Origin of the sequence: Roseicyclus mahoneyensis (genome assembly GCF_003148775.1) — a bacterium.
In the GTDB taxonomy this organism is placed as follows: domain Bacteria; phylum Pseudomonadota; class Alphaproteobacteria; order Rhodobacterales; family Rhodobacteraceae; genus Roseicyclus; species Roseicyclus mahoneyensis.
The window spans coordinates 241,578-263,384 of sequence record NZ_QGGW01000001.1 but is presented as its reverse complement, the minus strand read 5'-3'; the positions used below and the strand labels follow the sequence as shown (position 1 = coordinate 263,384).

At 65.7% G+C, this 21,807-nt stretch carries 18 protein-coding genes; 6 read left to right on the top strand and 12 right to left on the bottom strand.

Annotated elements, in window-relative coordinates:
• Positions 1-37: 37 nt before the first annotated feature.
• Both prfB and C7455_RS01330 read right to left on the bottom strand, forming a co-directional pair.
• The gene (prfB, locus tag C7455_RS01335) at positions 38-1,162 is read right to left on the bottom strand and encodes a peptide chain release factor 2 (protein ID WP_109664453.1); all 1,125 of its coding nucleotides are present in this window, start codon (positions 1,160-1,162) and stop codon (positions 38-40) included.
• Positions 1,163-1,281: 119 nt separating this feature from the next.
• Positions 1,282-3,846: a penicillin-binding protein 1A gene (locus C7455_RS01330; RefSeq protein ID WP_109664450.1), complete on the bottom strand. Its 2,565-nt coding sequence runs from the start codon at positions 3,844-3,846 to the stop codon at positions 1,282-1,284.
• Between the two features lie 104 nt (positions 3,847-3,950).
• On the opposite strand from C7455_RS01330, the gene C7455_RS01325 reads away from it, so the two are divergent.
• Complete coding sequence (locus C7455_RS01325) at positions 3,951-4,550, top strand: class I SAM-dependent DNA methyltransferase (protein ID WP_109664446.1); 600 nt, start codon at positions 3,951-3,953, stop codon at positions 4,548-4,550.
• A 3-nt stretch (positions 4,551-4,553) separates the two neighbouring features.
• On the opposite strand, the gene C7455_RS01320 is transcribed toward C7455_RS01325, so the two are convergent.
• Both C7455_RS01320 and C7455_RS01315 read right to left on the bottom strand, forming a co-directional pair.
• Positions 4,554-5,774: an N-acetylmuramoyl-L-alanine amidase gene (locus C7455_RS01320; RefSeq protein ID WP_170118967.1), complete on the bottom strand. Its 1,221-nt coding sequence runs from the start codon at positions 5,772-5,774 to the stop codon at positions 4,554-4,556.
• A 60-nt stretch (positions 5,775-5,834) separates the two neighbouring features.
• Positions 5,835-6,983, bottom strand: a complete 1,149-nt coding sequence (locus C7455_RS01315; RefSeq protein ID WP_109664441.1) for a pyridoxal phosphate-dependent aminotransferase — start codon at positions 6,981-6,983, stop codon at positions 5,835-5,837.
• Between the two features lie 168 nt (positions 6,984-7,151).
• Here C7455_RS01315 and C7455_RS01310 point away from each other — a divergent pair, with 168 nt between their 5' ends.
• On the top strand, positions 7,152-7,904 hold the full coding sequence (locus tag C7455_RS01310; RefSeq protein ID WP_245904175.1) for a DsbA family protein: 753 nt from the start codon (positions 7,152-7,154) through the stop codon (positions 7,902-7,904).
• A 69-nt stretch (positions 7,905-7,973) separates the two neighbouring features.
• Here the strand turns inward: C7455_RS01310 and C7455_RS01305 are convergent, their stop codons facing one another.
• From C7455_RS01305 to purC, 7 genes are all read right to left on the bottom strand, one after another.
• On the bottom strand, positions 7,974-10,598 hold the full coding sequence (locus tag C7455_RS01305; RefSeq protein ID WP_109664438.1) for an Rne/Rng family ribonuclease: 2,625 nt from the start codon (positions 10,596-10,598) through the stop codon (positions 7,974-7,976).
• 397 nt (positions 10,599-10,995) lie between these two features.
• Complete coding sequence (locus C7455_RS01300; RefSeq protein ID WP_146199899.1) at positions 10,996-11,886, bottom strand: hypothetical protein; 891 nt, start codon at positions 11,884-11,886, stop codon at positions 10,996-10,998.
• A 189-nt stretch (positions 11,887-12,075) separates the two neighbouring features.
• On the bottom strand, positions 12,076-13,392 hold the full coding sequence (locus C7455_RS01295) for a sigma-54-dependent transcriptional regulator (protein WP_109664432.1): 1,317 nt from the start codon (positions 13,390-13,392) through the stop codon (positions 12,076-12,078).
• A gap of 96 nt (positions 13,393-13,488) precedes the next feature.
• Positions 13,489-15,255, bottom strand: coding sequence for a sensor histidine kinase (locus C7455_RS01290; protein ID WP_109664429.1), 1,767 nt, complete (start codon positions 15,253-15,255; stop codon positions 13,489-13,491).
• A 73-nt stretch (positions 15,256-15,328) separates the two neighbouring features.
• On the bottom strand, positions 15,329-15,997 hold the full coding sequence (gene purQ, locus C7455_RS01285) for a phosphoribosylformylglycinamidine synthase subunit PurQ (protein WP_109664426.1): 669 nt from the start codon (positions 15,995-15,997) through the stop codon (positions 15,329-15,331).
• A complete protein-coding gene (gene purS, locus C7455_RS01280; protein WP_109664423.1) occupies positions 15,994-16,227 on the bottom strand; it encodes a phosphoribosylformylglycinamidine synthase subunit PurS in 234 nt (77 codons plus the stop codon). Before purS ends, purQ begins: the two co-directional genes overlap by 4 nt.
• 61 nt (positions 16,228-16,288) lie before the next feature.
• Positions 16,289-17,050: a phosphoribosylaminoimidazolesuccinocarboxamide synthase gene (gene purC, locus C7455_RS01275; RefSeq protein ID WP_109664420.1), complete on the bottom strand. Its 762-nt coding sequence runs from the start codon at positions 17,048-17,050 to the stop codon at positions 16,289-16,291.
• A gap of 175 nt (positions 17,051-17,225) precedes the next feature.
• Here purC and C7455_RS01270 point away from each other — a divergent pair, with 175 nt between their 5' ends.
• Entirely contained in the window at positions 17,226-17,540 is a 315-nt protein-coding gene (locus C7455_RS01270) for a DUF1476 domain-containing protein (RefSeq protein WP_109664417.1), read from the top strand.
• Between the two features lie 10 nt (positions 17,541-17,550).
• On the opposite strand, the gene C7455_RS01265 is transcribed toward C7455_RS01270, so the two are convergent.
• The gene (locus tag C7455_RS01265) at positions 17,551-18,435 is read right to left on the bottom strand and encodes an NYN domain-containing protein (protein WP_170118966.1); all 885 of its coding nucleotides are present in this window, start codon (positions 18,433-18,435) and stop codon (positions 17,551-17,553) included.
• On the opposite strand from C7455_RS01265, the gene bmt reads away from it, so the two are divergent.
• The 3 genes from bmt to C7455_RS01250 all read left to right on the top strand — a co-directional run bounded on the left by bmt (position 18,434) and on the right by C7455_RS01250 (position 21,796).
• A complete protein-coding gene (gene bmt / locus C7455_RS01260; RefSeq protein ID WP_109666047.1) occupies positions 18,434-19,453 on the top strand; it encodes a betaine--homocysteine S-methyltransferase in 1,020 nt (339 codons plus the stop codon). The two genes, C7455_RS01265 and bmt, sit on opposite strands and share 2 nt — an antisense overlap.
• A 130-nt stretch (positions 19,454-19,583) precedes the next feature.
• Complete coding sequence (locus C7455_RS01255) at positions 19,584-20,291, top strand: corrinoid protein (RefSeq protein ID WP_109666045.1); 708 nt, start codon at positions 19,584-19,586, stop codon at positions 20,289-20,291.
• Positions 20,292-20,386: 95 nt separating this feature from the next.
• Complete coding sequence (locus tag C7455_RS01250) at positions 20,387-21,796, top strand: hypothetical protein (protein WP_146199898.1); 1,410 nt, start codon at positions 20,387-20,389, stop codon at positions 21,794-21,796.
• Positions 21,797-21,807: the final 11 nt, after the last annotated feature.

Below are 21,807 nucleotides of genomic sequence, written 5' to 3'. Positions count from 1 at the left end.
CCCTCCGACTGCACACCGCCGGATCATGGCGCCCAAATCACCCCTCGGCGCGCGCGTCCGCCCGGCTCTTGCCCGAGACATCCATCGCCAGAACGCTGGCCATCAGCCCGTCCAGATCGCCGTCCAGCACGCCGCCCGTATCGCTGGTCTCGAACCCGGTGCGCAGGTCCTTGACCATCTGGTAGGGCTGCAGCACGTAGGACCGGATCTGGTTGCCCCAGCCTGCATCGCCCTTGTTCTCATGCGCCTCGTTGATGGCGGCGTTCCGGCGGTCCAGTTCCATCTGGTAAAGCCGCGATTTCAGGGCCTTCATGGCGATGTCGCGGTTCTGGTGCTGCGATTTCTCGGAGCTTGTCACCACGATGCCTGACGGCATGTGGGTGATCCGCACGGCCGAATCCGTCGTGTTGACGTGCTGTCCGCCCGCGCCCGAGGACCGGTAGGTGTCGATGCGGATATCGGAGGGGTTCACCTCGATCTCGATATTGTCGTCGATCACCGGATAGACCCACACGCTGGCGAAGCTGGTCTCGCGCGTGCCCTTGCCGAACGGGCTGATCCGGACCAGCCGGTGCACGCCCGATTCCGATTTCAGCCAGCCGTAGGCATTAGGGCCCTTGATCTGGTAGACCACCGACTTGATCCCGGCCTCGGTGCCCTCGCTGCGGTCCTGCTGGTCGACCTCGTAGCCATGCGCCTCGGCCCAGCGGACATACATCCGGCTCAGCATCAGCGCCCAGTCGCAGGCCTCCGTGCCGCCGGCACCTGCGTTGATCTCGAGGAAGGCATCATTGCCATCGGCCTCCCCATCGAGGAGCGCCTCAAGCTCCTTGGTGGCGGCCGACTTCACCAGATCGGCCAGTGCCGCCTCGGCCTCGGCCACCACCTCGGCATCGCCCTCGGCCTCGCCCAGTTCGATCAGCTCGACATTGTCGGTCAGCCCTGCCTTGATCGCCTCGTAGGTCCCCAGCTTGTCGACCAGCGCCTGCCGGTCGCGCATCAGCTTTTGCGCGCGGGCCGGGTCGTTCCACAGCGAAGGGTCCTCTACGCGGGCGTTGAATTCCTCAAGCCGGTGCTTCGCGGTATCGAGCCCCAGTCTCTGACCCAGCAGGGTAAGGGATTTGCGGATCTTCTCGATATGCGATTGCGTCTCGGCGCGCATGGTCAGGGCCTTTCGGGTTCGTTCGGGGGTGATATACCAGCCCCGCGCCGCACCACAAGGTCACGCGCCCGGCCAGGCCGCAGCTTAGGGTGGGCCATCGTGCCCACCAGCGCCCTGTGTCAGTAAAGCCCGCCCGAACTCAGCGTGCCAAAACCCGATTGCGTCGGCACCCGCGCGGCCTCGCCGGTCGAGGTGGTCACGGTCTGGTCGCCGTCGCCGGCCTCGCCTGTCTCGCCCTGCCCGAACAAGGGCAGGTCCGACCCCATGCCCCAGCCGCCGTCGATGATCGAGAGGATTCCGAAATAAGGCTCCTCGCCGTCGCGGAACAATTCATAGACCACATTTCCGCCCTGCGCGCCGTCAGGCAGGCGCTGGCCCGAAAAGCGGTCGATCGGGTAGAAGACGCCGCCCTCGGGCACGGCAAAGGGGCCGCCGCCATATTCACGGGTCGCTTCCAGCATGAATTCGTTGAACACCGGGCCGCACATGCCGCCACCCGACGCGCCCGACCCCAGCGGTTGCGGCTGGTCGTAGCCGATATAGCAGCCCGCGGCTATGGTCGAGGTGAAGCCCACGAACCACACGTCGCGCGCGTCGTTGGTGGTGCCGGTCTTGCCTGCGGCCGGAACCGGCAGGTTGACGGTCGAGGATGCCGTGCCCCGATCCACCACGCCCCGCATCATCGAGGTCATCTGATAGGCCGTGATCGGGTCGATCACCCGCTCGCGGTTGGACATGATCGCAGGCGCGAAGCCTGCCTCGAGCGAAGCGACCTGACAATCGGGGCAGGTGCGCTGGTCATGGCGGTAGACGGTGTTGCCCCAGCGATCCTGAATGCGGTCGACCAGCGTCGGTTCCACCCGCTCGCCGCCATTGGCGAACATGGAATAGGCCGCGACCATGCGGAACAACGTCGTTTCCTGGCTGCCCAGCGAATTGGCGAGGAAGGGCTGCATGTCGTCATAGACGCCGAAACGTTCGGCATAGCGCGCGACCGTTTCCATGCCGACATCTTGCGCCAGCCGCACCGTCATCAGGTTGCGCGACATCTCGATCCCGGTGCGCAGGGGCGACGGGCCGTAAAAGCGGTTCGACGCGTTGGTCGGCCGCCAGATGCCCGCGCCCGTCTCGATCTCGATGGGCGCGTCCAGAACGATGGTGTTGGGCGAATAGCCACTGTCCAGTGCCGCGGCAAAGACAAAGGGCTTGAAGCTTGACCCGGGCTGGCGGGTCGCTTGCGTCGCGCGGTTGAAGCTCGAATGCTGGTAGGAGAACCCGCCTTGCATCGCCAGAACCCGGCCGGTGTTCACGTCCATCGCCATGAACCCACCCTGCACGGCGGGCACCTGCCGCAGCGTCCAGCGCAGGAAGGACCCGTCGCTGTCACGCGTCATCGCGCGCACATGCACCACATCACCGACCGACAACAGATCGCCCGCGACACGGGCCTGCGCGCCGCGGTTGCCATCGGCATCGACAGGCCGGGCCCAGGTCACATCCTCGGCGGGGATGAAATGGCCGTCGTCATCCTCCTCCACGCCCTCGATCCCGATCCGGGCGGAGGTCGCGCCAACCTCCAGCACCACGGCGGCATACCAGCCGTCGATATCGCGCGCGATCTCGGCATCGGCGAGCGCCTCGCGCCAGCTGGCCTCGTCGGTCAGAAGGCCCGGGTCCACCGTGTCCACTGGGCCGCGCCAGAGGCCGAGGTTGCGATCGTAGCGTTCCAGCGCGCGGCGCAGCGCGCGGGCCGCCACCACCTGCAGGCTCTCGTCCATGGTGGCGCGCACGGTATAGCCACCGGAAAAGAACTCGTCCTCGCCGTATTGAACGGAGAGCTGGCGGCGGATCTCGTCGGTGAAATAGTCGCGCGGCGGCATGGCACTGCGGAAGGGCTCGATATGGCCACCCTGCACGGTCTCGAGCGGCATCGCGGTGGTCTGTTCCATCTCCTCCCGGGAGATGTAGCCATTCTCGAACATCTCGCGCAGAACGTAGTTGCGGCGGCTGATGGCGCGATCATAGTCGCGCACCGGGTGGAAGTTCGACGGTGCCTGCGGCAGGGCCGCCAGATAGGCTACCTGCTCAAGCCGCAGATCCTCAAGATTGGCGTTGAAGTAAGTCTGGGCGGCGGCGGCCACTCCGTAGGAGTTCTGCCCGAGAAAGATCTCGTTGAGATAGAGTTCAAGGATGCGCTCCTTGCTGAGGGCCTGTTCGATCCGCGCGGCGAGGATGATCTCGCGCACCTTGCGTTCGATGGTGCGCGAACCGTCGAGCAGGAAGTTCTTCATCACCTGCTGCGTGATGGTCGAGGCGCCGCGCACGTCGCGTCCGCGACTTTGCACCGCTTCGACAAAAGCAGCCGCGATGGCGCGCGGGTCATAGCCGCCGTGCTCGTAGAAATTCCTGTCCTCGGCGCTGATGAAGGCTTGGGCGACCAGATCGGGAATTTCGTCGGCCGGCACGAACAGGCGCCGTTCGGCCGCAAATTCATCGACGATCATCCCCTCACGGGAATAGATCCGACTGATCGTGGGGGGCGTGTAGGACGACAGCGCCTCGGTGCTGGGCAGGTCATGCGAATACATGAACAAGACGCCGCCCACCGCAATGGCCATGGCGACGATGCCAAGTGTGACGGCGCTGAAAATGGCGCCGAAAATGCCAATGATGAATCGGATCATGAGTGCCGCCCGTGTCTGGTGGACAGTCTATACTCTTCTCACCCGCGCCGATCAAATGGGATGGGCGGGTTTTCGCCCCGCGATTGCTTCACCATATTGTGCGGATGTCCGGCCCCGACGACATCTTGCCCGCTTACGAGACCGAGGCCGCCCGCTGGGCCCGCGAACGCAACCGCACCCTGTGGGAGGAACCGGCCCTGTTGGCGACGGTCGCCGGTCGCCCGCCGGGGCTGTCGGTGCTGGACCTCGGCTGCGGATCGGGTGAACCGATCGCGGCGTGGTATGTGGCGCGCGCAGACCGGGTGACGGCGGTGGACGGCGCGGCGGCGATGATCGCCCAATTGCGCGCAAGGGTGCCGCAGACCGAGGCAATCCATGCAGACATGCGGGGGCTGAACCTTGGGCGACGGTTCGACGTGATCCTCGGCTTCAATTCGTTTTTTCATCTCTGCCCGGCAGATCAACGCGCGATGTTTCCTGTCTTTGCGGCCCATTCCGCGCCCGCTGCGCGCCTTTTGTTCACAAGCGGCCCGTCGGCAGGTGAGGCGGTGGGACGAGTGGGCGGCAGCCCGGTTTATCACGCCAGCCTCTCCCCCCATGAGTATCGCGACCTCTTGTCGGCGAACGGGTTCTCGGTGGTCTGGTTTCGCCCCGAGGATCCCGGTCTGATGGGGCATTCGGTCAGGCTGGCCGTGGCGACCTGATCGCTATTGCCGCGCCCGCGCCATCCGGGCGGCATCGGCATCGGCCCATGCGAGAATCGCCGTCACCGCCGCCCCCTGCATCCGTGCGCGCCATTCGGCATCGAGGATATTGGCAAGATCGCGGTCATCCGAGATGAACCCGATCTCCAGCAGGGCCGAGGGGATGTCGGCGGCGCGCAGCACGGTGAAACCCGCCTCGCCCCAGGGCTGGGGGTGCATCCGCACGCCCTGCGCGCCGAAGGTCTCGACCAGCGTCGTGGCAAAAGCCTCTGCCCTCGGCGCGGTGTCGAGGCGGGCAAGGTCCATCAGCACGCCCGCCACCACATCGTCAGACCCCCGCAGATCGATGCCCGCCAGCAGATCGGCGCGGTCATGCTGTTCGGCCAGCGCCTCGGCGGCGGCATCTGACGCCGTGTCGGAGAGCGTGTAGATCGTGGCGCCCTGCGCCCGCCCTTCGGCCAGCGCATCGGCATGGATCGACAAGAACAGGTCCGCGCCTGCCGCACGCGCCAGCGTCACGCGGGTCGGCAAGGGCACGAAGACATCGGCATCGCGCGTCAGCACGACCTCCACCCGGCCGGTCAGGCGCAGCGCGTCGCGCAATTCGCGCGCAAAGGTCAGGACCAGATCGGCCTCGGTATGGTCGCCCCGCACCGCGCCGGGATCGACACCACCATGGCCGGGGTCGAGCACCACTGTGATGCGGCCGTCTCGGGGCCGCATGACGACCTCGGGCAGGGTCGGCAAGGGGCCGGCTGCCTCGGGCGGGGTGCCGATGCGCGCCAGAAACGCCGCCTCGGTGGCGGGCGCAAGCTGCAGCGTGACGGTGGCGCGTCCGGTGGCGGCATCGGTCGTCATCGCAGCCGTCTCGGGCGTCATCGGCGTGGCAAGCTGCAGCACCAGACGCGACCAGCCCGCCTCGCGCGCCGCACCCGCCGTCAGGGTCGCCAAGCCTTGCGGCAAAGGCTGCGCGGCTGTCCAATCGCCAAAGGCCACCTCGCGGAAGTCGACCACGAGCCGCATCGGATCGGCCAGCGTGAAGACGCGGAAGGGCACCGGCTGGCTGAGCGACAGGGTCAGCGTCACGCCCTCTTCGTCGGCCGTGATGCGGCTCTCCTCGGGGATCAACCGGGCCAGCGCGCCAAAGCCCTGCGCATGGACGACAACTGACAGGAAAAGGACGGCAAGCGCCGCAAGAAACGGGGTAAGAACTGCTCGGATCACGGGGTTGGTCCCGGTTGTGGTTTGGTTGGCGGCAAGTCTAGCAGACCGCACCGCACAGCCCTAGCCCCTGCCCGCGAAAAATGCGCCAAGGCGGTCCATCCCCTCTTCGATATCGGCGGTCGCGCGGGCATAGGACAGGCGCAAGAAGCCGCCGCCCCGCGTCTTGTCGAAATCGAGGCCGGGCGTCACGGCCACGCCCGCTTCGGCGAGAATCTGACCCGAGAGCGCGAGCGCATCGTCGGTGAAGGCCGAGACATCGACATAGACGTAAAAGGCCCCATCGGCGGGGGCAATCTTGGTCAGCCCCGCGCGCGCCAGCCCCGCCAGCACGATCTCGCGGTTCTTCGCGTAGACCGCGCGGTGACCGTCAAGCTCGCGCCGCCCCTCGGGCGACATCGCGCCAAGGGCCGCGATCTGGCTGGCATGGCTGGGACAGATGAAGAGGTTCTGCGCCAGCCGCTCGATCACGCGCACATGATCCGGCGGCACGACCATCCAGCCCAGCCGCCAGCCGGTCATCGAGAAATACTTGGAGAAGGAATTGATGACATAGACGTCATCGGTGACTTCCAGCGCGCTGGTGGCGCGTTCGGCATAGTGCAGGCCGTGATAGATCTCGTCGGAAATCAGCGCGATGCCGCGATCGGCCACAGCCTGCGACAGCGCGGCGAGCGCGGGGCGGTCCAGCATCGTGCCTGTCGGATTGGCGGGGCTGGCCACGATCAGGCCGGCAAGGCTTGCGTCCAGATGGGCGGGCGTGGGCTGGTAGCGGGTATCGAGCGTGGTGGGCAGGCCCACGGGCGTCAGGCTCATCGCGGTCAGGATCTGGCGGTAGGACGGGTAGCAGGGCTCGCCCAGACCCACGCGGTCACCGGCGTCAAACAGCGCCGAAAAGGCAAGGATGAAGCCGCCCGACGCGCCCGAGGTCAGGATCACGCGGCCCGGATCAAGGTCCACGTCATACCATTCGCCGTAAAGCGCCGCGATGGCCGCGCGCAGGTCGGGGCGGCCAAGCGCTACGGTATAGCCCAGCGGCCCCGCCTCCATCTCGGCGGCCAGACGCGCGCGGGCGGCCTTGGGCGCGCCTGTGCCGGGCTGGCCCACTTCCATGTGGATGATGTGGCGGCCCGCCTCTTCGGCGGCGCGCGCGGCCTCCATCACATCCATGACGATGAAGGGATCGACGGCGCTGCGGGCGGAAAGGCGCATCTCGGGGTCTCCGGGCATGGGATGCGCGCCTTCAACCAGCCCCTGCCCCTCCCGTCAACGGCCCTGCGCGCTCACGCGTCTGTGAGAGCGTGTCGCGCGCGTCGCGGCTGGCTTGGCACCGGGGGGATGTGGTAGTCAGGTCCAAACACCTTGTGAAAGAATGTTGCCGTGCTGAAAAACCTTGCCGCCCTTGGCCTTGCGCTTGGCCTTGCCCTGCCCGCCGCCGCCACCGATCTGGACAACCTCAGCGCGGCCGAGCGCGACGCCTTCCGCGCCGAGGTGCGGGCCTATCTGCTGGAAAACCCCGAGGTGCTGATGGAGGCCATCGCGGTTCTGGAACAGCGTCAGGGCGCGGCCGAACTGGAACGCGACGCAATGATGGTCGCGGCCAATGCGGATGCGCTGTTTTCCTCGGCCTTCGACGTGAGCTTCGGCAATCCCGAGGGCGACATCACCATCGTGGAATTCATGGATTACCGCTGCGGCTACTGCCGGCGCGCGCATCCCGAGGTGGCCGATCTGGTGGAATTTGACGGCAACATCCGCGTGATCGTCAAGGAATTCCCGATCCTGGGCGAGCAATCGGTGCTGGCGTCCCGCTTTGCCATCGCCACCCGCATCGCGCTGGGGGACGAGGCCTACGTGAGCGTCCATGACGCGCTGATGGAGATGCGCGGCGATGTGACCGAGCCGGCATTGCAGGTGCTGGCGGCGGACCTTGGCCTTGACGGGGCGGCGATCATGGGCGCGATCAATGATCCGCTGGTGATGCAGACGATCGAATACAACCACGCCTTGGCGCAACGGATGGCCATCTCGGGCACACCGAGCTTCGTCTTTGGCGACCAGCTTGTGCGGGGCTATGTGCCGATCGACGGGATGCAGCAGATCGTTGCGATGCTGCGCGAAACCGCCAACTGACCGCAAGATTCTGAAGAGAAACAAAAAAGGCGCCCCGCGGGGCGCCTTTTGTCGTTGTGTCCGGGACGGTCAGCCGCCCAGCCACCAGCCACGGCGCTTAGGCTTGGGAGCCTCGCCGTTAGCGGGTTCGGAGACGGGTTCCGCGGCGGGTTCAGAGGCGGCGATCGGTGCAGGTTCCGGCACTGCCTCGGGAGCTTGCGGTTCGGCCACAGGCTCGGGCGTGGGCGCAGGGGCCGGTGCAGCTGCAGGGACGGCCACGGCTTCTGCCTCGGGCGCGACGCTGTCAGCCTGAGGCGCGTCGGAAGCAACCTCCGCCTCTTCGGCCGCGGGCTTGGTGGTCTTCTTGCTGCGGCTTGCACGCACGCGCTTGGGCTTGGCGGGCGGCTCTTCGGTGGCCGGGGCTTCGGGCGCGATCACGGCCTCGATCACGGGCGCGACCTCGGCCTCGGTCATGGCTTCGGGCGCGGCGGCCACCTCGGCCACGGTGTCGTCCCCGTCGCTGTCGGCCCCGTTCTCGTCGTCGTCGCCATCCGTGTCGTCCTCGTCACCCTCGACCGGACCATCCTCGTAGCCGGTGCCATCGGCCTTCTTGCGACGACCGCGGCCACCGCGACGGCGGCGGCGTTTCTTCTTGGGCTGCTCGTCGCCTTCGGACGCGGGGCGGGCCGGCTGAGCCTTCGGCTGCGCCACCTCTTCGACCTCGGCCTCATCGGCCTCCAGCTCTTCGGCCTCGACCACATCCTCATCCAGATCGTCCATCAGGGACGCATCCATCGAGATCACGGGCGAGACCGCCACGATCTTGCGGGTTGCGGTCTTGAATCGCTCGATCTTGTACTCGGGCGAGACCATCGCGGCATCGGCCTCGATCCGGATCGCCATGCCGTAGCGCAGCTCGATCGCGGCAAGGTATTCGCGCTTGTCGTTCATCAGGTAGTTCACGATGGCCACAGGGGCCACGACCTTGACCTCCTTGGCGCGGCCCTTGGGCCCTTCTTCTTCCAGCTGGCGCAGGATCGAGAGCGCAAGGCTGTCGTCGGACCGGATCAGGCCGGTGCCGTGGCAGGCCTTGCAGGGCTGTGTCGTGGCCTCCAGCATGCCGGGGCGCAGGCGCTGGCGCGACATTTCCAGAAGGCCAAAGGCCGAGATGCGGCCCACCTGAATGCGGGCGCGGTCGGTCTTGAGCTTGTCCTTGAGGCGCTTTTCCACCGCAAGGTTGTTGCGCCGCTCGTCCATGTCGATGAAGTCGATGACGATAAGGCCCGCAAGGTCACGCAGGCGGACCTGACGGGCAACTTCCTCGGCGGCCTCGATGTTGGTCTTGAGCGCGGTTTCCTCGATCGAGCCTTCCTTGGTGGCCCGGCCGGAGTTCACGTCGATCGCCACCAGCGCCTCGGTGATGCCGATCACGATGTAGCCGCCCGACTTGAGCTGGACGGTCGGGTTGAACATGTCGGCCAGATAGCCCTCGACCTTGTATTTCGCGAACAAGGGCGTGGGGTCGGTGTAATGCTTCACGTTCTTGGCGTGGGACGGCATGATCATCTTCATGAAGTCCTTGGCATGCCGATAGCCGGCATCGCCTTCGACAAGAACCTCCTCGATCTCGCGGGTGTAGAGGTCGCGGATCGTGCGGTGGATCAGATCGCCTTCCTCGTAGATGGGCGCCGGCGCGATGGATTTCAGCGTCAGGTCGCGGATCTGTTCCCACTGGCGCTGGAGGTATTCGTAGTCGCGCTTGATCTCGGTCTTGGTGCGCTGGCTTCCGGCGGTGCGGATGATCAGACCAGCGCCCTGCGGCACGTCGATTTCCTCGGCGATTTCCTTGAGCTTCTTGCGGTCGGCCGCATTGGTGATCTTGCGCGAGATGCCGCCGCCGCGCGCGGTGTTGGGCATCAGCACGCAATAGCGCCCGGCAAGGCTCAGGTAGGTGGTCAGCGCCGCACCCTTGTTGCCGCGCTCCTCCTTGACGACCTGCACCAGCATGATCTGGCGGACCTTCACGACCTCCTGGATCTTGTATTTGCGGGCACGGGGTTTGCGCACCGGGCGGATGTCTTCCTCGGTGTCGTCATCAGCGACCGTCTCGGCCACCGGGGTGGCTTCTGCCTCCTCGGCCTCGTCGGCCTCGGCGTCTTCGGCGTCTTCGGCGGCACGGTCGCGCAGGTCATCGTCCCAGCCGCCGCCATCGCCCGCCACATCGGTTGCGGTCATGTCATCGGCCGCGGCCTCGTCATCGCCCAGATCGACCACATCCATGCCCGATGGCGCGCTGGCCGCACCCGTGGTCACGGCATCGCCATTGGTTGCCTCGGGCTTGCTGTCGGTCGCCTTGCGGCGACGCGGGCGTCGGCCACGCTTGGGCTTGGCCTCTTCGTCTTCGGCTTCTTCGGCCATGGCCTCGGCGTATTCGCGTTCCTCGCGCAAGAGCGCTTCACGGTCGGCGACGGGGATCTGGTAATAATCGGGATGGATTTCCGAGAAAGCCAGAAAGCCGTGGCGGTTTCCGCCGTAATCGACAAAGGCGGCCTGCAACGAGGGTTCGACCCGCGTGACCTTTGCCAGATAGATGTTTCCTGCCAGTTGCCGCTTGTTCAGCGACTCGAAATCGAATTCCTCGACCTTGGTTCCGTCTGCCACGACAACCCGGGTTTCCTCGGGATGGGTGGCATCGATGAGCATCGTCTTTGCCATTGTGTCCTTGCCCGCGACACAGGCCCATGCCGCCCCTGCGGTGCAAGGCACCGGGCGAAAGTGGATGTGTCACGATTGATGATGAAGGCGAGCACCGGGGGCGCGGCAGCGGTCGGGGCTGTCGCCCCTGTCCGTCTTGCCTTCTGTGCGCCCATGCGGTGCATCGCGTCTGACTCCGACCGTGCCGGACGGTTCCGGATCGGCCAATTCTGCCCCGTTGCGGGGGCGGTTCGGGATGGGCCGGAAGGCATGTCGCGCTTGCGGCCCGAGTGACCTGCCTTCCCTGTCGCGCTCGGATTCCGGCGCGGATCGGGGATGCAGAGAAACTGGTTCGACTGGCAATAGGCCAGCCTGACTACCTTAAGGGGCTGCACGCGCGAATGGCAATGGCAATTCGTCAAGGCGGCGGACAGGTCGCCCCGACCCCGACATCGCAGAGCCAGTCGGCAAGATAGGGTGATCTGCCGAAATCCGGATAATAGCGCGGATCGGCCACACCGGCGGGCCAAAGGATCGGCTGCGGCACCTCATGCATCGCCCGGAGGCGGCGGGCGAGCGGTCGGGCGTCTTGCCCCGGTTCGGGCCATTGCGACCAGACATGAAGGCTGTCGATGATCGTCAAGGCGCCCGTTCCCGGCTCGGTCCCGATCGCGCCAGGCCGGGGAAGATCGGGCATCAGGGCGGACCAGGCCCGCGTCACAAGACTGCCGTAGCGATCCTCGAGGATCACGAGATCGACCGCGGGCAGCATCTCCACGGATGCGACCACCATGGGGCGATACCCGTCCATCCCGATCTCGGGGGCGTCGAGCGTGATACGATACAGGCGCCCCTCGCGGGCAAGCGCGGCAAACGCGATGGACATGCTGCCCTGTGCCATCGCATCGGGTGGCAGTATCAGAACATGAACCTCGGCCAGATCGGCGTCGTGAAGCAGCGCGGAACAGACATTCCAGCAGCGATTGAAATCCCCGTAAGACGCCTCGACCCCGTCGAATTCCAGAACCAGAACCCGTCCCTGCGACACAGGCAGGTCATCCGGCTCGATCTGCCACGTCTCGACAAGGGCGGCGAAACCGGCACCCCGCAGATTGGCCGCCAGCGTGGGGCCGAAACACCACCCCAGAACCGCAACCATCAGCGCCACGCCGATCACCGGGCGGCGGCGCAGCAGCCAAAGGCCAAGACCGAACAGCCCCAGCAAAAGCCCGAGGTAGCCAAGCCCCAGACCGATGAGGACCGCAATTTCGAAAGGATCGAGACGAATGAACAGAGGCGGCAACAGCATCACATTCCCGCATTCAGGGCCGGAGCGCCGGAGCACCCCCCGGCAGGGCATCACGCGACCGACGGTAAACGCCGTGCCCGGCATTCTAAAGGCAGGATTTCCTCAGGCCCCGGCTGGCCCACGCATGCCAGCCCGCCGCCCCTGCCAGCCCCGTTCAGATAGACGGAAGACGACAGGCCGTGTCACCGTTCAAAGATAATCCGACCGGCTGAGGCCGTATTTCGCCATCTTCTCGTTCAGGGTCCGGCGCGGCAGGCACAGCTCGTCCATCACGTTCGAGATCGAGCCGCGATGGCGCCGCATGGTGTTGTCGATCAGCATCCGCTCGAAGGCCTCGACGTATTCCTTGAGCGGCTTTCCCTCACCGATCTGTTGCGGGGCAATCTCGGCGTTGTCGGCCATGAGCAACGACGCGATGGAGCCCGAGCCGCGGCGCTGCTGCAAGATCGCGCGTTCGGCGATGTTGATCAGCTGGCGGACATTGCCCGGCCAGGGCGCCTGCAACAGTTGCGCCGCTTCTTGCGCGGTCACCTGGGGTGCCTCGGTGCCGTATTCCTCGCCAAACTGTTCGCCAAAGCGGGTGAAAAGCGTCAAGATATCCTCGCCCCGCTGGCGCAGGGGCGGCAGGTCGATGCGCATGGCGGCCAGCCGGTAGAACAGGTCCGGGCGCAGCGAGGCCTCGCACATCTCGGGTTCGGGCGCGTTGCAGATCGCCACGATCCGGGTCTCGGCGGGCGTGCCCTGTTCGTTGATCGTGGTCAGAAGGCGGGCCTGCAACGGACCGGGCAGGCTCTCGATATCCTCGAGCACCAGCGTGCCGCCGCGCGCCTGTTCGACCAGCGGCTTGTCCTGATCCTCGCCCACCGGGCCGAAGAGCATGGCGGCCAGCGTCGCCTCGTCATGGGCGGCGCAAGACGTGGTGACAAAGCTTTTGCCTGCGCGCGGGCCCACGGCGTGCAGCGCATGCGCGACAAGCGTCTTGCCCGTGCCGGTCTCGCCCACGATCAGCACATGGCCATCGGCCTGACCCAGATCGAGGATATCCTCACGCAGGCGTTCCATCACCGAACTCGTACCGATCAGCTTGCGCATCAAGACAGTGCCGTCCGACAGTTCGCGGCGCAGTGCCCGGTTGTCGAGCGTCAGGCGCCGCTGCTGGCTTGCGCGCTTGGCCAGTTCGGTCATCCGGTCAGGGTTGAAGGGCTTTTCGAGGAAATCATAGGCCCCGATCCGCATCGCCTCGACCGCCATGGGCACATCGCCATGCCCTGTGATCAAGATCACCGGCAAACCGCTGTCCACGCCCATCAGCCGCTTGAGAAAGGCCATGCCGTCCATACCGGGCATCTTGACGTCGGTCACGACCACGCCGGGCCAGTCGGCGCCAATGGCTTTCAGCGCCTCCTCGGCCGAGGCGAAGGTCTGCGTCTCGAACCCCGACAGCGCCAGCCACTGGCTGATCGACTGCCGCATGTCCTGTTCGTCATCCACGATCGCAATCTTCATCGCGGGCCATCCTTTCGTTTCGTCACGCCCGAGGCGTGCCCTCTTGCAGCGCCGGAGGCGTGCATCCTGGTCGCGCCTGAGGCGCCTATCGTCCCCTCACTGCGCCGCACGCACGCCACCCTCGATCAGCGGCATCCGGATCTCGAACACCGCGCCGCCGGTCTCGCCGTTGCGGGCCGTCAGCCGCCCGCCCAGATCGGTGACGATCCCCGACGATATCGCAAGACCAAGACCGACCCCCTCGCCGGGCTTCTTGGTGGTGTAGAATGGCTCGAACAGCGCGTCGAGATCGTCAATTCCGTTGCCGTTGTCGCGCACCGTCAGCACCGCCTCCTCCCCTTCCGAGATCAGCAGGTCCAGCTCGCGCTTGGGCACATCCTTCATCGCATCGAGCGCGTTCCTGAGCAGGTTGATGATGACCTGTTCCAGCCGCAGCCGGTCCGCCAACACCATCACCGGCTGGCGCGGCAGGTTGCGCGTGATCTCGACCTTGGTGGTGCGCAATTGCGGCTCCATCATCGTCAGCGCGCCCTTCAGCGCATCGCGCAGATCGACGGGTTCCAGCGCGTCACCACCCTTTCTGGCATAAGATTTCAGCTGTCGCGTGATGGCGCCCATCCGGTCGATCAGGTCGTCGATGCGCTGGAAGCTCGACGCCGCCTCCTCGATCCGCTTGCGCTGCAAGAGCAGGCGCGCACCGGCCAGATACGTCTTCATCGCGGCCAGCGGCTGGTTCAGTTCATGACTGACGGCTGCCGACATCTCGCCCAAAGCGGCCAGTTTCTGGCTCTGCGCAAGGCTTTGCTCGGCCTCCTCCAGCGTGCGCTCGACCCTCTGGCGCTCGGCGATTTCCCGCTGCAGGCGACCGTTCAACCGGCGAAGCTCTGCCGATTCCCGTGCCAGCCGGTCCGACCTGAGCCGCGCCCTGCGGCTGATGAGGTAGAATCCCCCGGCGAGTGCGAGGGCGAATCCCATGATCTGCAGGGCCAAGACCGCATTCACCCGCTCGCGCACCGAGGTGTAGGCGGTATAGCTGACGATGCGCCATCCCCGGAACGGGATGCGGCTTTCCAGCCGGATCGTCTCGTTGCCGAAAAACCGGCTGTCGGCCTCGCCGAAGGCAAAATCGCCCGTCGCCCGCAAGGCGCGCTGGATCGCGCTTTGCGGTGGTTGAAGGGCCAGCGCCTCGACCTCGGTGCGGCCGCGCCAGCGTGGTTCGGTCGACAAGATGATGGCGCCCTGACTGTTGGTCAGAAAGATCGCCTCGGTGGTGCCGCGCCAGCGATCGACGATGCGTGCCAGATCGACCTCGACCAAGATCACCCCCAAAAGCCGGTTGTCCGACGACCGCATCGCCCGCGAGAAGGTGAAGTCGAACCGCCCCGTTTCCGGCTCGTTCGAGGTGAAAACAGTGTCGGGCGACCGGCTGGCCTCGACAAAGAAGGGATCGGCGCTGCGCAATTGCCCCAGACGCTCACGGTCGGTCGCCGCCACGATCCGCCCGTCCCGGTCCAGCAACACCAGCGAGGCCGCGCCGATCTCGTCGACATAGGAAATCAGCCGCGCCGTGGTGTCCACATAGCTGGCGGTTTCCAGCGACCGGATCAGAACCGGGTCGCGGGCCAAAAGCAGGGGCACCACGGAATGGCGCTGCAATTCGGATTGGATAGTCCCGGAATAGATCGCCAGCCGGATCTCGGCGCGGTTGCGCGTGGTCTCGGTGAACTGTTGCGTCAGCCACGCGTTCGAGACCCATATCACCGCCACGGCGGCCGCCAGAAACACGACCATGAAGGCCCGGAGCACCCAGGCAAAACGGCGTCGGCGCCGATCGGCGGAAATCTGGGTGTCCACAAGGCTCATGGCCGCAAAGGTAGACAGGCCCGCGCCCGCGCTCAAGGGCGATCCCGCGCCGCTCAGCGGCGACGGTGGTCGCTCAGGCCGCCACCAAGGCCTCCGCCAGCGACCGGAACAGCGCCGCGCCTTCGGTGCCGCCATGGGCAGGGTCGACCACCCGCTCGGGGTGCGGCATCAGACCCAGCACGCGCCGATTGGCGCTCAGGATGCCCGCGATGTCCTCCATCGCGCCATTTGGATTGCCCAGATAGCGAAAGGCGATCCTGTCCTCGACACGCAGGGCGGCCAAGCTCTCGGCATCGGCGACATAATTTCCGTCGTGATGCGCGATGGGAAAGCTTACCTCCTGCCCGGGCGCGTATCCGGCGGTAAAGGCACTGTCGGCGGTCTCGACCCGCAGGCCTTGCCGCTTGCACACGAACTTGAGCCCCGCGTTGCGCATCAGGGCACCCGGCAGCAGCCGCGTCTCGCACAGCACCTGAAATCCGTTGCAGATCCCCAGCACATAGCCGCCCCGGCCCGCGTGATCGGCCACCGCGCGCATCACCGGCGATTGCGCCGCGATCGCACCGCAGCGCAGGTAGTCGCCATAGGAAAACCCGCCCGGCACGCCCACGATATCGGTGCCTGCGGGCAGCACGCCATCCTTGTGCCAGACCATTTGGGTGTCAAACCCCGCCGCGCGGAACGCCACCGCAAGATCACGGTCACAGTTGGACCCGGGAAAGACCAGAACCGCGGCCTTCACGCGCCCATCTCCACCCGGTAGCTTTCGATCACGGTGTTGGCGAGCAGCTTTTCGCACATCGCGGTCACCTCGGCTTCGGTGGTGCCGGGGGCAAGATCCAGCTCGATCACCTTGCCCTGCCGCACGCCCGCGACGCCCTGAAAGCCAAGGCTCCCAAGCGCCGATTTCACCGCCTCGCCCTGTGGGTCGAGAACGCCCTGTTTCAACATCACGGTCACGGTGGCCTTCATGCACCCGCCCCTTCATCTTTCCAAAAATATGCACCGGACGCCCAAAACCGGGCGCCCGGCCTCAGTTGATCAGAGTAGGCTTGGTCACGCCCGTCTCGCGCTGCGGCATCACGCCCAGACGGCGCGCGACTTCGGTATAGGCGTCGGCCAGATTGCCCAGATCGCGGCGGAACACGTCCTTGTCGAGCTTCTGTCCCGTCTCGATGTCCCACAGCCGGCACGAATCCGGGCTGATCTCGTCGGCCACGATCAGGCGCATGTAATCGCCATCCCAGATCCGCCCGATCTCGATCTTGAAATCGACCAGCTTGATGCCGACGCCCAGCATCAGGCCGGACAGGAAATCGTTCACGCGAAGCGCCAGACTGACCATGTCATCCATGTCCTGCTGCGTGGCCCAGCCAAAGGCGATGATATGTTCCTCGCTGACCAGCGGATCGCCCAGCGCGTCATCCTTGAAGTAGAACTCGACGATCGGGCGCGGCAGCGGCGTGCCTTCCTCGATCCCCAGACGCTTGGAGATTGAGCCTGCCGCGACATTGCGGACCACCACTTCCAGCGGGATGATCTCGACCGCGCGGATCAGCTGCTCGCGCATGTTGAGACGGCGGATGAAATGCGTCGGAACCCCGATGGCGCCGAGGCCCGTCATGAAGAATTCCGAAAGTCGGTTGTTGAGCACGCCCTTGCCTTCGACGGTCGCGCGCTTTTCCGCGTTGAAGGCGGTGGCGTCATCCTTGAAATACTGCACGAGAGTGCCCGGCTCGGGGCCTTCATAGAGGATTTTGGCCTTGCCTTCGTAGACCTTCTTGCGCCGTGCCATGCTGTCTCCGGACGTGTCTGGGATGGGGTGCGGGGCTGCCTGCAACCTGAACCTCTTCGCGCCTATAGGACAAAGCGCGCTGTGTCGCAAGCAAGCCCGGCATCGGCGCTTGCGGGGGACCGGCAGGGCCAAGTAGGATCACGCCCGACAGGCAACCGACGCAACGGAGATCCCGATGAGCACCTTCGACGACCGCGAGCGCGGGTTCGAAAACAAGTTCGCCCACGATCAGGACATGCAGTTCCGCGCCGGGGCGCGGCGCAACAAGCTGATGGGCCTCTGGGTGGCTGAGCTACTGGGCAAATCCGCCGAGGAGGCCGAGGCCTATGCCAAAGAGGTCGTGAAGGCCGATTTCGAGGAGGCGGGCCACGAGGATGTGATGCGCAAGGTTCTGGCCGATCTGGGCGACCGCGTCCCCGAGGCCGAGGTCCGGGCGAAATACGACGAGCTTCTGGCGGTGGCCAAGGGGCAGTTGATGAACGAGGTGTGAGGGCTGACTTTCACCCGATGTCGAAGAAAGGGCCCCCGTCTTGCGGGGGCTTTTTCTTGACCAGCCGCACCATGTCGCCAGCATCGACCGTGAAGCGCGGGTTTCCTTTCAAGAACGTTTTCCAAGTCGCTGCGGGAAGCTGGGCTTTCGACACGCCGTGGCGGTCAAGCATGAACTTACCAAGGCCGCTCAGGCTCAAGCACTTGCCCGACGACTGACCGATGGCGGTTTCGATCCACTTCGCAACCTTGGCCTCGTCAAACGCGGGTGAAGCCACCGGCGCAGGGGCACACGCAGGCACCGCGACGGATTTTGCAATATTCCTGTAATCGCTGCACGCCTTGCGAAACGGGCAGTCCGGACCAGCAGTGCCTATGCCGACAACATGAACACCATGGTCCGACAGTTTTCGGGCCAGGTGAGAGAAATCCCTGTCGCGGCTGGCGATTGCGATGGTGCGCGCCCCGCCGAGAAGCGCCGCCTCCATCGCTTCGATGGCAAGCAGCATGTCCGCTGCGTTCTTGCCTTGCGCGCTATCAATCACCTGCAAGCTGCCCTGCGCGCGCCATCCGCTCATTCTTGTGGCATCGCCGTAGACGCGCCGTAGTCCCCTACGGCCCAAGCCGGTCGCCGCGGCGACGATCTGATCGGCGAGATCAGGCGAAAGGTTTTCGCCGTCGATGAACAGGGCAACGCAGGGTCGCGTGTCCGGATGGATGACCGTTTCGAGTTTCATCCCTGTTTCCTGCCAGCCGATCTTGACCGATCTATGGCATGCTCGCGGCGCAACACATGAAGCCTGCTCATAACCTTCTTGCAGATTTTCCGCCTTGCTCAGGGCCGCCCGAGCAGCCACATGCCCCTTTGCGTGCCCGACCCTGATGGAGAAACCCATGACATCCCCCCTCGCCCGGCTTTTGGAAACCCGCGACTGGCTGATGGCCGATGGCGCGACGGGCACGACGCTGTTCAACATGGGTCTGCAATCGGGCGATGCGCCGGAACTGTGGAACGAGGAACATCCCGACCGGATCACCGCGCTTTACAAGGGCGCGGTCGATGCGGGGTCGGATATCTTCTTGACCAATTCCTTCGGCGGCACCCGCTCGCGCCTCAAGCTGCATCAGGCCGAGGACCGTTGCTATGATCTCAACAAGCGCGCCGCCGCGATCGGGCGCGAGGTCGCCGACAAGGCGGGCCGTACCGTGATCGTCGCAGGCTCCATGGGCCCGACAGGCGAGATCATGGCGCCGATGGGCCCGCTGACCCATGAGCGCGCGGTCGAGATGTTTCACGAACAGGCCGAGGGGCTGCGCGATGGCGGGGCCGATGTGCTCTGGGTCGAGACGATCAGCGCGCCCGAGGAATACGCCGCGGCGGCCGAAGGTTGCCGCTTGGCGGGCATGGACTGGTGCGGCACGATGAGCTTTGACACCGCAGGCCGCACGATGATGGGCCTGACCTCGGCCGGAATGACCGAGCTGGTCGAGAAACTGGGCCACAAGCCGCTGGGCTATGGCGCCAATTGCGGCGTGGGCGCCTCCGACCTCCTGCGCACGGTGCTGGGCTTTCGCGCCGCGGGGTCGGAGCGTCCGGTGATCGCCAAGGGCAACGCCGGCATCCCGAAATACCACGAAGGCCACATCCATTACGACGGCACGCCCGAATTGATGGCGCGCTATGCCGTGATGGCGCGCGATGCAGGGGCCACGATCATCGGCGGCTGCTGCGGCACCACGCCCGACCACCTGCGCGCGATGCGCGAGGCGCTGGAAACCACGCCGCGCGGACCCGCGCCCACGCTCGACGAGATCACGCAAGCCCTTGGCGGCTTTTCGTCGGGATCGGACGGCACGGACGACAATGGCCCCGCCGCGCGCGAGCGCAGCGGGCGGCGGCGGGTGCGGGGCTGAGTGCCATGACCCGGCGGCGTCGCGCGCCGCTTGGCCCATGTCGCATTTCGGCATTCCGCATTCCGCAATTCAACTAGGACGGACCCAAAGCGTGCACCCGCGTGCCGCACAGGTGACAGGAGACGCGCCCATGTCAGACGATCAAGACGACATCATCCTTGCCGACCTCGACGATGACGAGCTGGTGGGCCAGATGTATGACGACCTCTACGACGGGCTGAAGGAAGAGATCGAGGAATCGGTCAATATCCTCCTCGCCCGCGGCTGGACGCCTTATGACATCCTGACCAAGGCGCTGGTCGGCGGCATGACCATCGTCGGAAACGATTTCCGCGACGGCATCTTGTTCGTCCCCGAGGTTCTGATGGCCGCCAACGCGATGAAGGGCGGCATGGCGATCCTAAAGCCGCTTCTGGTGGAAACCGGCGCGCCGCGCATCGGCAAGATGGTGATCGGCACGGTCAAGGGCGACATCCACGACATCGGCAAGAACCTTGTCGGCATGATGATGGAGGGCGCGGGCTTCGAGGTGGTCGATCTGGGCATCAACAACGCGGTCGACGCCTATCTCGACGCGCTGGTGGCCGAGGATGCCGATATTCTGGGCATGTCGGCGCTGCTGACCACGACCATGCCCTACATGAAGGTCGTCATCGACACGATGAAGGAAAAGGGCATCCGCGACGATTACATCGTGCTGGTGGGCGGCGCGCCGCTGAACGAGGAATTCGGCCGCGCCATCGGGGCGGATGCCTATTGCCGCGACGCGGCCGTTGCAGTGGAAACCGCCAAGGAATTCGTGCTGCGCCGCCACAACCAGATGGCCGCCCGCGCCTGAAGCCTGCCGAGACGCGCGGCCTCGTGGATTGAATTGCCAAGCGCCCTGCGCTTGGCCCATAGTCGCCCCATACCGGTCACGGGAGTGGAGTGATCATGGTGGGCACAGCTGAGGACGAAGCACGGACAAAGGTCTTTCTCTCCGACGTGGGCGCGGCCATCAAACGCTTCCACGAGGAGACGCGCCAGCCGCATCTCGGGGCTTGGGTCCAGGCCACGGCTCTCCCCCTTCTTCCGGTGCTGCTCGGCTTGATCCTGATCGGGCTCGTGCCAACACCGGATGTGGACCCGGCACGCCCCATCGCGGTCGCGAATGCCACCACGCCGCCCCCCACACCCACCGATCTCGCGCTGGCCACCTATGGCATCGATCTGCGCCTTGCCTTGGCGGTGCTGTTGCTGGTCGTGGTGCTGGTGGTGTCCTTCCTGTCCCAAAAACATCTGCTCGAGACCCATGCCGGCGCCTTTTGGCCCCGCACATCGCGCGGCTCGGCCGGAGCCATCGGGCGTGAGGCCCCGGCCACGCCACCGCTGCGCGTCGGCCTTTGGCTTGCCATCGGGTTCGTGCTGGGCGGCCTTGCCATCACGCATGTCGACCATGTCTTTCCATGGATGACCCCGCCGCCCCTGCCCAGCGGGATGAACGGGTTCAGCGACATGCCGCCCGAAACCTTCTGGCCGCTCGCACTGGGCAGCGCGTTGATCGCAATGGTCTTCACCGTCACCGCCCTCTCGGCCTATGCCATCAGGATCACCTGGCACAATTACCCGGCCGTGCGGCATGCGGCCGATCTGGCTGCCGCCATCGACGCAGCCATCGCCCGGCGGGAATCGGTCGACGGGACCGTGTGCGTCATGGACAGGGCGAAACCGCAAGAACTCGGGAAACAACTGGACGCGATCTTGCAGGCCTGGAAGCAGCGCCCGCTCGGGGCGGGCGTCGTGCCCGTGCAATCCACGATGAAACCGAGCGCAATCGTGGACATCCTCAAGACCTTCGTGCGCCCGCTCGTCGCGGTGCTGATCCTTGGCCTCGTCACGCTGAGCCTGTTCTTCGACCACCTCGAGGCGCGCAACGACTGGTCGGCGTCGGTGATCGCGACCCATGATTTCTGGCTCATCGTCTTCGGGATCCTGTGTTCCACTGTCGTGGCCGCGATCTATCTGCCTGCGATGTCGCGCCTCAGCCTCTATCTCGAGGCCGAGGAGCATCTGAAATCGACCACCGGCGGCGCGGTGAAGGGATGGCGGATCGACAGGGGGAAAGACGAGGAGGCGGGCCAACGGCTGATCGTTCCCCGAACATCGTCCGGACCCGATGATTTCCCCGAGGCCCTGTGCGACTATCTCGGCGGCGACCGCACCAAGGTGGGCATCATGCTGGAAAGCTGGCATTTCGCGGGCGGTTTTCACATCTTGCTGAAGCAATCCCTGACCAAGCAGCTTGTCACGGTCCTGGGCCTGCTTGGCCCGACGCTTGCCGGCACGATCCTCGGCCTTCTTTGATTGCGGAACCA

Coding starts and splice junctions, on each gene's coding strand:
- purS (WP_109664423.1), bottom strand. CDS start 16,227: ATGAAGGCCACCGTGACCGTGATGTTGAAACAGGGCGTTCTCGACCCA.
- C7455_RS01325 (WP_109664446.1), top strand. CDS start 3,951: ATGTCCGGCCCCGACGACATCTTGCCCGCTTACGAGACCGAGGCCGCC.
- purC (WP_109664420.1), bottom strand. CDS start 17,050: ATGGCACGGCGCAAGAAGGTCTACGAAGGCAAGGCCAAAATCCTCTAT.
- C7455_RS01290 (WP_109664429.1), bottom strand. CDS start 15,255: ATGAGCCTTGTGGACACCCAGATTTCCGCCGATCGGCGCCGACGCCGT.
- C7455_RS01295 (WP_109664432.1), bottom strand. CDS start 13,392: ATGAAGATTGCGATCGTGGATGACGAACAGGACATGCGGCAGTCGATC.
- C7455_RS01265 (WP_170118966.1), bottom strand. CDS start 18,435: ATGGGTTTCTCCATCAGGGTCGGGCACGCAAAGGGGCATGTGGCTGCT.
- C7455_RS01300 (WP_146199899.1), bottom strand. CDS start 11,886: ATGCTGTTGCCGCCTCTGTTCATTCGTCTCGATCCTTTCGAAATTGCG.
- C7455_RS01315 (WP_109664441.1), bottom strand. CDS start 6,983: ATGCGCCTTTCCGCCCGCAGCGCCGTCGATCCCTTCATCGTCATGGAT.
- C7455_RS01330 (WP_109664450.1), bottom strand. CDS start 3,846: ATGATCCGATTCATCATTGGCATTTTCGGCGCCATTTTCAGCGCCGTC.
- C7455_RS01250 (WP_146199898.1), top strand. CDS start 20,387: ATGGTGGGCACAGCTGAGGACGAAGCACGGACAAAGGTCTTTCTCTCC.
- bmt (WP_109666047.1), top strand. CDS start 18,434: ATGACATCCCCCCTCGCCCGGCTTTTGGAAACCCGCGACTGGCTGATG.
- C7455_RS01270 (WP_109664417.1), top strand. CDS start 17,226: ATGAGCACCTTCGACGACCGCGAGCGCGGGTTCGAAAACAAGTTCGCC.
- C7455_RS01255 (WP_109666045.1), top strand. CDS start 19,584: ATGTCAGACGATCAAGACGACATCATCCTTGCCGACCTCGACGATGAC.
- prfB (WP_109664453.1), bottom strand. CDS start 1,162: ATGCGCGCCGAGACGCAATCGCATATCGAGAAGATCCGCAAATCCCTT.
- C7455_RS01305 (WP_109664438.1), bottom strand. CDS start 10,598: ATGGCAAAGACGATGCTCATCGATGCCACCCATCCCGAGGAAACCCGG.